The following is a 12,816-nucleotide window of genomic DNA, read 5'->3' as shown; positions in this document are numbered from 1 at the left end:
CAGTCTTACCACTTCGGCCGTCAGGTGACGGCGGAGTAGTGCGAAGCGTCGCCTTCGAGGGATTCGCTCGGCACCCCGTCGATGCCCACCGGGACGTCGCCCGCCACGGTCACCCGGTTCAGGCGGCGGGGCAGGTCGTCGTAGTTGTCGACGGCGTAGTGCTGGGTGATGCGGTTGTCGAACAGCACCAGCTGGTTCGGCTCCCAGCTCACCCGGACGACGTTCTCCGGCCGCGTCACGTAGGACTGCAGCAGCCGGAGGATGTCCCGCGACTCGCCTTTGGACAGCCCGATGATCCGCTGCGCGAACCCGCCGATGTACAGCCCGCGTTCCCCGGTCACCGGATGCACCCGCACCACCGGATGGACCGTGCGGAACTTCTGCGAGACGAACACCTCGCGGCGTTCCCGCTCCGCGTCGTCCAGGGTCTCGGGCGCCTTCGCGTAGTCGTAGTCGTTGGTGTGCTCGGCGCGCAGCGTGTCCGCGAACGCCCGGAGCGGCTCCGGCAGGTCCCGGTACGCCGCGGCCGAGTTGGCGATCAGCGTCTCGCCGCCGTAGGGCGGTACGACCAGGCTGCGCAGCGTGCTGGCCTTCGGCGGGTTAAGCACGAAAGTGACGTCCGTGTGCCACTGGTTCGCGCGGCCCTCTTCGCTGTCGACCGGCAGGATCGCGGGCTCGCCGTCGACCGACGGGACGGTCGGGTGTGCCTTGGTCAGTTCGCCGAAGTGCCCGGCGAACCGCTGCTGGCCCGCGTCGTCGAGGTCGATGCCTGAGAAAACGAGCGCCTTGTGCTCGTGCAAGGCGTCGGTCACGAACGCGACGGTCGCGGCGTCGAGATCCTTGGCGGGGTCGACGCCGAGCACCTGCGCGCCGATCCTGCCGGTGATCTTGCGGACTTCGACCTGGGTGTTGAGGGCGGTCATGCGGCGTGCTCCTTCACTGGGGTGCGGTGGACGGGGCGGGCGAGGCCGTAGTGGCCGCGCAAGGTCGTGGCGGTGTACTCGGAGCGGAAGAGGCCGCGCCGCTGAAGTTCGGGCACCACGAGGTCGACGAAGTCCTCGAGACCTCCCGGCAGCGTGGGCGGCATGACGTTGAAGCCGTCCGCGGCGCCTTCGGTGAACCAGTGCTCCAGCTGATCGGCCACCTGGGTGGCGGTTCCGGCGAAGACGCGGTGTCCCCGGCCGCCGGCCAGCCGCTCGATCAGCTGGCGGATGGTGAGGTTCTCGCGCCGTGCCAGGCCCGTGACCAGCTCGAACCGGCTCTGCGCGCCTTCGGTGAACGTGCCGACGTCGGGCAGCGGTCCGTCGAGCGGGTACGGCGTCAGGTCGTGGTCGAGCATGTTCGACAGCTGCCGCACGCCGTACGCGGGCGTGATGAGGGCGTTGAGTTCGGCCTCGCGTTCTTTCGCTTCGGCCTCGGTGCGGCCCAGGATCGGGCTGATCCCCGGCAGGATCTTGATCTCCTCCGGCGAGCGGCCGTACTTCGCGAGCCTTCCCTTGACGTCGTCGTAGAAAGCCTTGCCCTCGGCGAAGGTCTGCTGCGCGGTGAACACCGCCTCGGCGAAGCGGGCCGCGTACTCCTTGCCCGTCTCCGACGAACCGGCCTGGACGAGCAACGGATGTCCCTGTACCGGGCGCGGGATGTTGAGCGGGCCGCGGACCTGGAAATGCGGGCCGTTGTGGTCGATCGGGTGGATGCGGTCGGTGTCGGCGTAGACGCCGCTCACCTTGTCGATCACCGCCGCGTCGTCGTCCCAGCTGTCCCAGAGTTTCCTGGCCACTTCGACGAATTCGGTGGCGCGCTCGTACCGCAGCGCGTGCGCCGGCCGGGCGTCGCGGTTGAAGTTGCGGGCCTCGTCCTCGCCCGCCGACGTGACGATGTTCCAGCCCGCGCGCCCGCCGCTGAGATGATCGAGCGACGCGAATTTCCGCGCCAGGTGGTACGGCTCGTTGTAGGTCGTCGACGCGGTGGCGATCAGCCCGATGCGCTCGGTCGCCCCGGCCAGCGCGGAGAGCAACGTCAGCGGCTCGAACAGGGTGTGCGAGTTGTAGCGGACGTTGCCCCACAGGGCGACACCGTCGGCGAGGAACAGCGAATCCAGCTTGCCACGCTCCGCCGTACGGGCGATGTCGACGTAGTGCTTCAGCGTCGCGGCGCGGTGCGGATCCGTGCTCGGATGCCGCCAGGCCGCCTCGTGATGACCGTTCGGCATCACGAACGCGTTGAGGTGTAAGTGCTTCACGCCTTCTCCTTGACACGCCAGGTGGAGAACCGCCGCTCCAGCGCGACGAAGCCCGCGTTGATGGCCAGGCCCAGCACCGACACCGTGATGATCGCGGCGTACATCTGCTGGATCTGGAAGTTGACCTGCGAGTTGTTGATCAGATAGCCGAGCCCGGCCTTGGCGCCGACCATTTCGGCGGCGATCAGGATGAGGATCGAGTAGGCCGCCGCCATCCGGATGCCGGTGAAGATGGTCGGCACCGCCGACGGCAGGATCACCTTGCGGAACAGGCTCGGGCTCGACAGCCCGAGCGAGCGCGCGGCCTTGACCAGCAGCGGATCCACGGTGTTCACCCCGGCGATCGTGTTGAGCAGCACCGGCCAGACGCAGGCGTAGACGATCAGCGCGATCTTGGACACCTCGCCGATGCCGAGCAGGAGCGTGAACACCGGCAGCAGCGCGAGCGCGGCGGTGTTGCGGGCCAGTTCCAGCAACGGGTTCAGGAATTCCGCGAGCGGCCGGTACCACGCGATCAGCAGGCCGAGCGGCACCGAGACGGCCACCGCGATCACGAATCCGGCGGCGGACCGGCCGAGACTCGCCAGCAGATGGTCGGCCAGCTGCCCGTTGAGGATCAGCTCCCAGAGTGCGGCGAGGTCTTCCGACAGCGGCGGAAGGAAGGTCCTCGTGCCTTCGTCGAGCAGGTATCGGGGAGCGAGCTCCCAGACGGCGAGGAAGAGCAGGATCGCCGCGGAACTGCGGAAAGCCTTGCTGAGCCTGCTCTTCTTGCGAGGCTTCGCGGCGACTCTCGGTCCTGTGTGGACTGTCGGTGCTTCGAGTGTCGCGGTCATGCGGCCCTCCGGATCTCGTCGTGCAGCAGTTCCCACAGCCGGTGGCGATGGGCCACGAAGGCGGGCGCCGAGCGCAGGTCGTCGTTCGAACGGTCGCCGAGATCGATGTCGACGACGTCCTTGAGCCTGCCCGGCCGGGACGTGAGCACCGCGACCTTCTGTCCTAAATAGACGGCTTCTTCGATGCTGTGGGTGATGAAGACGATGGTCTTGCCCGTGCGTTTCCAGATCCGGCGCAGCTCCTCCTGCAGGAGTTCGCGGGTCTGGGAGTCCAGCGCGGCGTACGGCTCGTCCATCAGCAGCACGTCCGGGTCGTAGGCGAGGCTTCTCGCGATCGCGACCCGTTGTTTCATGCCGCCGGAAAGCTGATGGGGGAGATGGTCCTCGAAGCCGGAAAGACCGACCAGGTCGAGGAATTCCCGTGCTCGCTCGGCGCGCTGCCGCTTGTTCAGGGTGCCGTCTTCGAGGCCGAACTCGACGTTGGCGCGTGCGGTGCGCCAGGGGAACAGCGCGTACTGCTGGAACACGACCCCGCGGTCCAGCCCCGGTCCGGTGACGGGTTTCCCGTCGATCAGAACCTCGCCGGAGGTGGGTTTCGCGAGCCCGCCGAGCAGATCGAGCAGCGTGGACTTGCCGGAACCGCTCGGGCCGACGAGAGAGAGGAACGTGCCGTCCTCGATGTCGAGGGAGATGTCGTCGAGTGCGGTCAACGCGCCGAAGGTCTTGGTGACCGAGCGCAGGCTGATCTTGGCGGTCATGCGCCACCGCCTTCGCGGTACGGGTTGAATTCGTTGGTGTAGAGCTTCTTCAGGTCGACCTGGTCGTTCTTGATGAACCCGGACTGCTTGAGCCAGCCCGTCCAGAGCGTGTAGTCGTGGTCGGAGGTCAGCCCGCCTTTGGTGACACCGGTGCTCTTCCAGTACTTGAGCGTTTCGGTGTTCTCGTTGCGGCCGCGGTTCTGGATGATCTTGGTGAACCGGGCGATCACCTCCTCGCGCGGAGTGGTGCGGGCCCATTCGATCGCCTTGGCCACGCCGGTGACGAAGGTCTTCGTGGTCTCCGGGTACTTCTTGATGAAGTCGGTCCGCAACACGTACGGCCCGCCGTTGTACGGGCCGAACGCCTCGACGTCCTTCACGATCGGCCGCACCCCGCCTCCCGCGAGGGCGCGGTCCTGGAGGACGCCGTTGAGCGCGGCGACGTCGATCTGGTTGTTGCGCAAGGCTTGTTCGGTGTTGATCGGCGGCAGGACGACGAGCTGCACCTGGTCGATCTCGGCGTCGGTGAGGCCGTTGCGCTTGAGCCAGGTGTCGAGGGCGGCCTCCAGGTTCGCGCCGACGGTGTTGACGCCGACCTTCTTGCCGATGAGGTCACGCGCGGTGCGGATCGGGCTGTCCTCCTTGACGTAGAAGCCCAGAAAGGTCTTCTCGTCGGAGCCGTAATAGTTGACGACGGCCTTGATCGGGGCGCCGGCGTCGACGAGTTTGACGACCGCGCCGGTGAAGGCGCCACCGAAGTCGGTCTGGTCGGTCGCGGCGGACTGGATGTCCTGCGGTCCGCTGATCGTGTTGCCGACCCATTTGAGTTTGACCGGGCCGAAGTAGCCGAGGTCTTCGGCGAGCTCGGGGAAGGTGACGTTGTTCGCCGACCCCTGGTAGCGGAGTTCGAGCTTCTCCGGCTGCCCGGCGACGCCCGCCGGGGTCGCGGAGGCGCCGCAGCCCGACAGCGCCAATCCGGCGAGGAGCGCGGCGATCAAGGGCACTGGTTTCTTCACGGTGGGCTCTTTCGTTCGGGTTCGCGTCGTTGAAGAAGATTCAACGCGGGCCCGGCGGAGAGCGTCAATTTTGCGATTTAGTGAAGTAACTCAGGATGCGTCGGCGAGGTCGGCGAAAAGCGGATCTTCGTAGAGGGCGTTCAGCATGACCGCCCCACCCGCCGTTGCCAGCTCGTTGCCCGGAAAGCTCGACGACACAACGTTTTTCTCCGCGTCCTGGCAGATCCAGGACCGCTGGGAGACCTCGTCCCGGATCGTGGAAAGGCACCCATCGACGTCGCGTACACTCTGGTCGAGCACGATGAGGATTTCCGGATTCAGCACGTCGAAGAGCAACGCGGCGGCCTGGCCGATGATTCTCGCGCGCTCATGGAAAAGAGTGATGGCGCTTTTGTTTCCCGATTTCGCCAAATGGAGCACTTCGGCGAAATCCGGTTCTTCGATGATGCGTGCTTCGGCGGCTTTACGGGCGACGGTGCGCTCGGACACCGTCGCTTCGAGACAGCCGGAACGTCCGCAACGGCAAGGTTCCTCGCTGTCGTCCACCCGCAGATGCGCGACGGCGCCCGCCGCCGAACGCGGTCCATGATGGACGGTGTCGCCGGTGGCGAAGGCGGCGTCGACCACGTTGCCGGTGAACAACTGCACCACACTGCGGCGCGTTCTCGGTTGCCCCAGCAGGCGTTCGGCGTGGATGAGCGCCCGGGAATGCCCGTCGACGCGGACGTCGAGACCGGTGACCTCCGTGAGCAGATCGCGCAACGGAACCCCGTGCCAGCCGAGCAACCCGTGCTCCACCACCGTTCCCGAGGCTTCGTCGACCCAACCGCCCGTCGCCACCCCCAGCCCCAGTGGCGTCCGATCCGGCGCGTGCCCGACGAGGAGGTCGTCGAGCAGTTCCGCGATCTGCGCGACCTGCACGGCAGGCTCGGCGCCGTGATGCGGGGTTTCCAGTTGTGCCAGCACTTTCCCGCGCAGATCGAGCAGCCCGACGGTGAGATGGTCGACCGCGACATGCGCTCCGCACACCACGAACCGCTCCGTGTCGAGGTCCAGTGGCACGGACGGCCTGCCGACCGCGCCCGCGACCTCCGGCAGCTCGATGAGGAACCCGCGGCGCAGCAGCTCCGCCACATGCCCCGTGACGGCCGCGGCACTGAGCCCGGTGCGGCGCGCGATGGTGCTGCGCGCTGTCGCCCCTTCGTCCAGCACCACGCGGAGCACCGCGCTGGCACTGGCGCTCCGCCTGCCGGTCACGGTGCCGATGTTCGCAAGCGGGTGGCGGCGGGCCTAGGCCTCTCACGATCCGGGAGCAAGCCGTCGGATGAACCTGGCGCTGTGTTCGCAGCGGTCCTCGTAACCCCTCGCACGGTAGAAGGCGTGCGCGCCGGTCCGGTGGCGGGAACTGGTGACCTCCATGGTGTCGCAGCCCAGGCGCCGCGCCTCCGCTTCGGCCGCGGCGACGAGCTCGCGGCCGATCCCGGTTCCGCGCCGGGTCTCGTCCACCACCAAGGCGACGATTCGGCCTCCGGAGCCCGGTCGCTCGAGCAGCGGGATCGCGACCACCGCGATGACACCGACCACGGTGCCGTCCGACTCGGCGACGAACGCGGCCCCTTCGGGATGCCGCGCCCAGCGTTCGAGCCGGCCGTGCACGTCGGTCTCGGTGTTGTCCGGGTAGCCCAGCTCGGCGAGGAGCGCGGTCACGGCGGGGGCGTCGGTGCTGACGGCGTGGCGGATCTCCATGATCGCCATCTTGCCCGGACGTGCGATGGCCGACGAGTACCGCGAGCTGGCTGGTCTCGCGTTGTGCACACGCATCGGAGCTTCCGGAACCCGCCCGCGTTACCCCACGCCGCGGTCGTGGAGACGCTGGAGCGTGCCCTGCGGGACAGATCGTTCGAAGGCGAGGTGGCGGACACCCTGGTCGGGACCGCGTTGAATGACGACGACCACGCGTTCGTCGAGCATTGGTGTGTCGAGGTGGGGACACGGGCCGAGCCGGGCAGCCCTTTGCTCGGGCTCGCCGGGTTGTGCTTGGGGCATACCGCTCGCCGCTTCGGGCGGCTCGGCGACGAGGCGGTGAAACTCGCCGAATCCCTGGCCTCCCGCGCGGAAGCGGACCCGGCTGACGTGGACGGACGAGCGATGGACGGTTTCGACGACGTCCGGAGCTTCCTGGGTTTGTGGCCCTCCCAGGACTGAGCACACTGAACCTATGGCGGTGACTCAGCAGCTCGCTCGGATCCCGGCCACGCGGCTCGCCGTGTGTCGCCGGTCGGTCGACGCGCTACACGAACTCTGCTCCTTCTCGTCGACCCCGGTCGAGGACTACCTCGACATGGACTGGTGGCCTGCCACCTTGAAACGGGCTTGGGCGCTGACCGAGGCCGATGACCGGACCTTGGCGCGGCTGCGGCGTTGCTTCGGCGGTGAGGAAGAAGTCAACCCGGCGTACCGGGATCACCCCGGCACGATCTGGGAACACCCGGTGACGGCGTTGGAGCCACCGCAGGCAAACGACGTCGCCGAAGCGTTGCGTGCCGTGACACCCGATGCGGTCCGTGCCGTCGTGCCGTCGGACCCGGACCGGATCGAGGCCGAGCTGGGCAAGGGCGCGCTGGGGATGGGCGGTGATCTGGCCGGACAGCTGGCTCGGGAACACACCGTCCTGCGTGACTTCTACGAGGAAGCCGCCCGCCGCCGGCTGGCCGTCGTGCTGTGGTGGGACTGAACGCTCCGACGTCGCCGAGCGGTGGTACCGAAAGGGCCGGACCCGCAGGTCCGGCCCCATCTGGTCGGGATGACAGGATTTGAACCTGCGACCCTCCGCTCCCAAAGCGGATGCGCTACCAAGCTGCGCCACATCCCGCTACTTCCCGGATCTCCCGGGGGGTGTGCGCACAGCCTAGCGGGTCACGCTAAGCTGTTTTCGCACCCGGTACTCCGGGGGCACGCGGGTGTAGCTCAATGGTAGAGCCCTAGTCTTCCAAACTAGCTACGCGGGTTCGATTCCCGTCACCCGCTCCACAGCTCCACATCCGAACCCGCAGGCTCTCTGGCCTGCGGGTTCTTTCGTTCCTGGGGCGAAAGTCCGCGTGTCCTGAAGGCCCCCTTTGAGACATCCAACGTCTCAAAGGGGGCCTTCAGGACACGGCTCAGTCCGACTCGGCGGGTGCCACGGCCTGCGAGAGCCCGCTGGAAGCGGCATCCGCCTCCAGATGCGCCGCGATCAGGTCCAGCAGCTTGTCCGTGTCGACCGGCTTGGTCACGTAGTCGTCCGCCCCCGAGGCGAGCGTCCGCGCCTTGTCCTCAGCGGTCGCCTTCGCGGTGACGGCGATCACGGGCAGGTCTTCGTGCGCGGCCTCGGCGCGGATCGCGGTGATCGTGGCGTTGCCGTCCAGTTCGGGCATCATCACGTCCATCAGGACGAGCGCGGTGTCCTCGTGCCGTTCCAGCGCCCGGATGCCCGCGACGCCGGTCTCGGCGTAGATGACCTCCAGGCCGTTGCGTTCCAGCACGGCGGCCAGCGCGAAGACGTTGCGCAGGTCGTCGTCGACGATCAGGATCTTCTCGCCGTGGAACCGCTGCGACGGCGGCACCGGGATCACCTGCGGCACGGCCATGATCAACGGGACACCGCTCGCCGCGGCGGAGGTCGGGACCACCAGGTTCGCCGCGCCCACCGGCAGGTACAGGGTGAACGTGCTGCCCTTGCCGGGATCGCTGCGCACCCGCAGTTCGCCGCCGAGCAGTTCCGTCAGCTGCTGGCTGATCGACAGGCCCAGCCCGGTGCCGCCGTATTTGCGGCTGGTGGTGCCGTCGGCCTGGCGGAACGCGTCGAAGATGATCGCGAGTTTGTCCGGCGCGATCCCGATCCCGGTGTCCTCCACGGCGAACGCGAGGACGCCGGGGGCGTTGCGGAGCGAGTCGGCTTCGACCTCGCCCGGGTCGGCCATCCGGATGTGCAGGCGCACGCCGCCCTCGTCGGTGAACTTCGCCGCGTTGGACAACAGGTTCCGCAGCACCTGCTGCACGCGGTGTTCGTCGGTGTGGATCGACGACGGCACCGGCGGGTCGATCAGGACGGCGAACTCCAGGCCCTTGTCCGAAGTGAGCGGACGGCAGATCGATTCGACGTACTCGACCAGCTCGGGCAGCGTGACGTCGGACATCTGCAGATCCAGGTGCCCGGCCTCGACCTTGGCCATGTCGAGGATGTCGTTGATCAGCTGCTGCAGGTCGCTGCCCGCCGAGTAGATGGTCCGCGCGAACTGGACCTGCTTCTCCGACAGGTTCCCGTCCGGGTTCTCCGAGAGCAGTTTCGCGAGGATCAGCGCGCTGTTGAGCGGGGTCCGCAGTTCGTGCGACATGTTCGCCATGAACTCGGACTTGTACTGCGACGCCATGGTCAGCTGCCCGGCACGCTCTTCGAGCTCCTGCCGCGCCTGCTCGATCTCGCTGTTCTTGACCTCGATGTCGCGGTTCTGCTGCGCCAGCAGCGCCGCCTTCTCCGCCAGATCCGTGTTGGACCGGCGCAGTTCCCGTTGCTGCGCCTGCAACTGCTCGGACCGCGCGCGCAGTTCCTGTGCCAGGCGCTGGGATTCGGTCAGCAGCGCCTCGGTGCGCGAGTTGGACTGGATGGTGCTGACGTTGACCGCGATGGTCTCCTTCAGCTGCTCCAGGAGGTCGATGTGCACGGTGCTGAACGCGTTGATGGTCGCCAGTTCCAGCACACCGAGCACCTCGCCCTGGAACAGCACCGGCAGCACGATCACGTTCACCGGCGCGGCCGAACCCAGTCCCGACGAGATGAGCGCGTACTCCGGCGGCGCTTCGTGGACCAGTATCGTGCGGCGGTCGACGGCGGCCTGCCCGATGAGCGATTCGCCGGGGGAGAACCGCAGCCCGGTCTGGGATTTCGCCAGCCCGTAGGTGGCGATGCTCTCCAGGACCACCTCTTCCTGCTCGTCCTCGCGGGCGAGGAAGAACGCGCCCTGCTGCGCGGACACCAGCGGCGTCAGTTCGGAAAGGATCAGCGAAGCCACGGACGCGAGGTCGCGGTGCCCCTGCATGAGCGCCGACAGCCGCGCGAGGTTGGTCTTGAGCCAGTCCTGCTCGCGGTTCGCCCGGGTGGTCTCCTTCAGGTTCGCGATCATCTGGTTGATGTTGTCCTTGAGTTCGGCCACCTCCCCGGACGCGTCGACGGTGATGTGCCGGGTCAGATCGCCGGCGGTCACCGCGGTGGCCACCTGCGCGATCGCGCGCACCTGGGTGGTCAGGTTCCCGGCCAGCTGGTTCACGCTTTCGGTCAGCCGCGACCACGTGCCCGCGACGCCGGGCACCTCCGCCTGGCCACCGAGCGTGCCGTCCGTGCCCACCTCGCGGGCGACACGGGTGACTTCGGAGGCGAAGGCCGAGAGCTGGTCGACCATCGTGTTGATGGTGGTCTTGAGTTCGAGGATCTCGCCGCGCGCGTCGATGTCGATCTTCTTCGACAGATCGCCCTGCGCCACCGCGGTGGTCACCGTCGCGATGCTCCGGACCTGGCCGGTCAGGTTGTCGGCCATGACGTTCACGTTGTCCGTCAACGCCTTCCACGTGCCCGCCACGTTCGGCACCCGGGCCTGACCGCCGAGGATGCCTTCCGTACCCACCTCGCGGGCGACACGGGTGACCTCGTCGGCGAACGCGCGCAGCGTCTCGACCATGCTGTTGATCGTCTCGGCGAGGACGGCGACCTCGCCCTGCGCGTCGATCGAGATCTTCTTCGACAGGTCGCCGTTCGCCACCGCCGTCGTCACCGTCGCGATGCTCCGCACCTGGTCGGTGAGGTTGGTGGCCATGACGTTGACGTTGTCGGTGAGGTCCTTCCAGGTCCCGGCGACGCCGCGCACCTGCGCCTGCCCGCCGAGCTTGCCTTCGGTACCGACCTCGCGCGACACCCGGGTGACCTCGTCGGCGAACGCCGAAAGCTGGTCGACCATGATGTTGACGGTGTTCTTGAGCTCCAGGATCTCGCCGCGCGCGTCGACGATGATCTTCTGCGTCAGGTCGCCCTTCGCGACGGCGGTGGTGACCTGGGCGATGTTCCGGACCTGGTCGGTCAGGTTCTTCGCCATGAAGTTGACGTTGTCGGTCAGGTCCTTCCACGTCCCGGCCACGCCCGGCACCTGCGCCTGACCGCCGAGCCGTCCGTCGCTGCCGACCTCGCGGGCCACTCGGGTGACCTCGTCGGCGAACGACGAGAGCTGATCCACCATCGTGTTCAGCGTGTTCTTGAGTTCGAGGATCTCGCCCTTGGCGTCGACGGCGATCTTCTGCGACAGATCGCCCTTCGCCACCGCGGTCGCCACCTGGGCGATGTTGCGGACCTGCGCGGTGAGGTTGTTCGCCATGAAGTTGACCGACCCGGTGAGGTCGCGCCACGTCCCGGCGACCCCGGGCACCTGCGCCTGGCCGCCCAGCTGACCTTCCGTGCCCACCTCGCGCGCGACGCGCGTGACCTCGTCGGCGAACGACGAGAGCTGATCCACCATCGTGTTGACGGTCGTCTTCAGTTCGAGGATCTCGCCACGCGCGTCGACCGTGATCTTCTGCGTCAGGTCGCCCTTCGCGACCGCCGTGGTGACCTGGGCGATGTTGCGGACCTGGTCGGTCAGGTTGTCGGCCATCTGGTTCACCGAGTCGGTGAGCCCGCGCCACGTCCCGGCGACCCCGGGCACCTGCGCCTGGCCGCCGAGCCGGCCTTCGCTGCCGACCTCGCGCGCGACGCGCGTGACTTCGTCGGCGAACGACGAGAGCTGGTCGACCATCGTGTTGAGCGTGTTCTTGAGTTCGAGGATCTCGCCCTTGGCGTCGACGTTGATCTTCTGCGAGAGGTCGCCCTTCGCCACCGCCGTGGCCACCTGGGCGATGTTGCGGACCTGGTCGGTCAGGTTGTCCGCCATCAGGTTCACCGAGTCGGTGAGGTCGCGCCACGTACCCGCCGCGCCGGGGACCTGCGCCTGACCGCCGAGACGGCCCTCGCTACCCACCTCGCGCGAAACCCTGGTCACTTCGTCGGCGAACGACGAGAGCTGGTCGACCATGATGTTGACGGTGTTCTTGAGCTCCAGGATCTCGCCGCGCGCGTCGACGTTGATCTTCTGGGTCAGGTCGCCCCGCGCCACCGCGGTGGTCACCTGGGCGATGTTGCGCACCTGGTCGGTCAGGTTGCTGGCCATCACGTTGACGTTGTCGGTGAGATCACGCCACGTGCCCGCCACGCCCGGGACCTCGGCCTGGCCGCCGAGCCGTCCCTCGGTGGCGATCTCGCGGGCCACTCTGGTGACCTCGGTCGCGAACCGCGAAAGCTGCTTGATCAGGCCGTTGACCGTCTTCGCGACCTCGGCGAACTGACCCTGCAGCGGCCGTCCGCCGACTTCCAGTGGCATCGGCTCGGACAGATCGCCCTCGGCGACCGCGCCGAGGACGCGGTTGAGTTCGGCCGTGGGCCTGCTCACGTCCTCGATCAGCCCGTTGACGACGTCGACCGCGGTGGCCCAGCCGCCGGGGCCGATCTCGGCCGCGACGCGCTCGGTCAGCCTGCCTTCCTTGCCGACCGCCTCGCGGACGCGCAGGAGTTCGGTCACCAGTCGCTGGTTCCGTTCGGCGATGTCGTTGAACGCGCCCGCGAGCTGGGCCGCGAGCCCGTCGCCGTGCGCCACGAGCCGCCGCCGGAAGTTGCCGTCCCCGAGGTCACGAGCCGCCGCGAGCAGGCGTTCCAGGGTCGCTTCGTCCACCTGGCCGCCACCACCTTCCACGGGGATCCGGTCCCTTTGGGAGTGCTGTGTCATCTGTGTCGACCCTCTCCACCACGCATGCCAAGCCATGGTCGTCGCATCAGCGTGCCATGATTCGACCTACACTTCGAGCCAGTCCGCCCGCTCACACTGCGCTACCCGCAAGGCAGGAGGAGGTCCGGG

General features: G+C 67.9%; 10 protein-coding genes and 2 tRNA genes. 3 read left to right on the top strand and 9 right to left on the bottom strand.

What is annotated here, in order from left to right:
• Positions 1 to 20 precede the first annotated feature (20 nt).
• The 7 genes from AVR91_RS21955 to AVR91_RS21925 all read right to left on the bottom strand — a co-directional run bounded on the left by AVR91_RS21955 (position 21) and on the right by AVR91_RS21925 (position 6,670).
• The gene (locus AVR91_RS21955) at positions 21 to 923 is read right to left on the bottom strand and encodes a TauD/TfdA dioxygenase family protein (protein ID WP_063275488.1); all 903 of its coding nucleotides are present in this window, start codon (positions 921 to 923) and stop codon (positions 21 to 23) included.
• Positions 920 to 2,242 carry an LLM class flavin-dependent oxidoreductase gene (locus tag AVR91_RS21950; protein WP_267284125.1) on the bottom strand — a complete coding sequence of 441 codons (1,323 nt, stop codon included), beginning with the start codon at positions 2,240 to 2,242 and terminating at the stop codon, positions 920 to 922. The genes AVR91_RS21955 and AVR91_RS21950 overlap by 4 nt, the downstream gene beginning before the upstream one ends.
• Positions 2,239 to 3,075, bottom strand: coding sequence for an ABC transporter permease (locus AVR91_RS21945; RefSeq protein ID WP_063275487.1), 837 nt, complete (start codon positions 3,073 to 3,075; stop codon positions 2,239 to 2,241). The genes AVR91_RS21950 and AVR91_RS21945 overlap by 4 nt, the downstream gene beginning before the upstream one ends.
• On the bottom strand, positions 3,072 to 3,833 hold the full coding sequence (locus AVR91_RS21940; protein WP_063275486.1) for an ABC transporter ATP-binding protein: 762 nt from the start codon (positions 3,831 to 3,833) through the stop codon (positions 3,072 to 3,074). Before AVR91_RS21940 ends, AVR91_RS21945 begins: the two co-directional genes overlap by 4 nt.
• The gene (locus AVR91_RS21935; RefSeq protein WP_063275485.1) at positions 3,830 to 4,849 is read right to left on the bottom strand and encodes an ABC transporter substrate-binding protein; all 1,020 of its coding nucleotides are present in this window, start codon (positions 4,847 to 4,849) and stop codon (positions 3,830 to 3,832) included. Before AVR91_RS21935 ends, AVR91_RS21940 begins: the two co-directional genes overlap by 4 nt.
• A 90-nt stretch (positions 4,850 to 4,939) precedes the next feature.
• Positions 4,940 to 6,106, bottom strand: a complete 1,167-nt coding sequence (locus AVR91_RS21930; RefSeq protein WP_063275484.1) for an ROK family protein — start codon at positions 6,104 to 6,106, stop codon at positions 4,940 to 4,942.
• Between the two features lie 42 nt (positions 6,107 to 6,148).
• On the bottom strand, positions 6,149 to 6,670 hold the full coding sequence (locus AVR91_RS21925) for a GNAT family N-acetyltransferase (RefSeq protein WP_228709289.1): 522 nt from the start codon (positions 6,668 to 6,670) through the stop codon (positions 6,149 to 6,151).
• 42 nt (positions 6,671 to 6,712) lie between these two features.
• On the opposite strand from AVR91_RS21925, the gene AVR91_RS21920 reads away from it, so the two are divergent.
• Positions 6,713 to 7,054, top strand: a complete 342-nt coding sequence (locus AVR91_RS21920) for a hypothetical protein (RefSeq protein WP_211282755.1) — start codon at positions 6,713 to 6,715, stop codon at positions 7,052 to 7,054.
• A 13-nt stretch (positions 7,055 to 7,067) separates the two neighbouring features.
• Positions 7,068 to 7,583 carry a hypothetical protein gene (locus AVR91_RS21915; RefSeq protein WP_063275482.1) on the top strand — a complete coding sequence of 172 codons (516 nt, stop codon included), beginning with the start codon at positions 7,068 to 7,070 and terminating at the stop codon, positions 7,581 to 7,583.
• Positions 7,584 to 7,644: 61 nt separating this feature from the next.
• Here the strand turns inward: AVR91_RS21915 and AVR91_RS21910 are convergent.
• A tRNA-Pro gene (locus tag AVR91_RS21910) sits at positions 7,645 to 7,721 on the bottom strand.
• A gap of 84 nt (positions 7,722 to 7,805) precedes the next feature.
• Here AVR91_RS21910 and AVR91_RS21905 point away from each other — a divergent pair.
• Positions 7,806 to 7,879: transfer RNA gene (locus AVR91_RS21905), tRNA-Gly, on the top strand.
• A 128-nt stretch (positions 7,880 to 8,007) separates the two neighbouring features.
• Here the strand turns inward: AVR91_RS21905 and AVR91_RS21900 are convergent.
• Entirely contained in the window at positions 8,008 to 12,633 is a 4,626-nt protein-coding gene (locus AVR91_RS21900; RefSeq protein WP_143254059.1) for a HAMP domain-containing protein, read from the bottom strand.
• Positions 12,634 to 12,816 lie beyond the last annotated feature (183 nt).

This window comes from Amycolatopsis keratiniphila subsp. keratiniphila, assembly GCF_001620365.2.
Classification (GTDB): Bacteria; Actinomycetota; Actinomycetes; order Mycobacteriales; family Pseudonocardiaceae; genus Amycolatopsis; species Amycolatopsis keratiniphila.
The sequence above is the reverse complement of the archived record's forward strand: the minus strand, read 5'-3'. Positions and strand labels throughout refer to the sequence as shown.

Excerpts from the sequence above, each read along its gene's own strand:
- AVR91_RS21955 (WP_063275488.1), bottom strand. The coding sequence starts at position 923 with ATGACCGCCCTCAACACCCAGGTCGAAGTCCGCAAGATCACCGGCAGG.
- AVR91_RS21945 (WP_063275487.1), bottom strand. The coding sequence starts at position 3,075 with ATGACCGCGACACTCGAAGCACCGACAGTCCACACAGGACCGAGAGTC.
- AVR91_RS21940 (WP_063275486.1), bottom strand. The coding sequence starts at position 3,833 with ATGACCGCCAAGATCAGCCTGCGCTCGGTCACCAAGACCTTCGGCGCG.
- AVR91_RS21925 (WP_228709289.1), bottom strand. The coding sequence starts at position 6,670 with ATGCGTGTGCACAACGCGAGACCAGCCAGCTCGCGGTACTCGTCGGCC.
- AVR91_RS21915 (WP_063275482.1), top strand. The coding sequence starts at position 7,068 with ATGGCGGTGACTCAGCAGCTCGCTCGGATCCCGGCCACGCGGCTCGCC.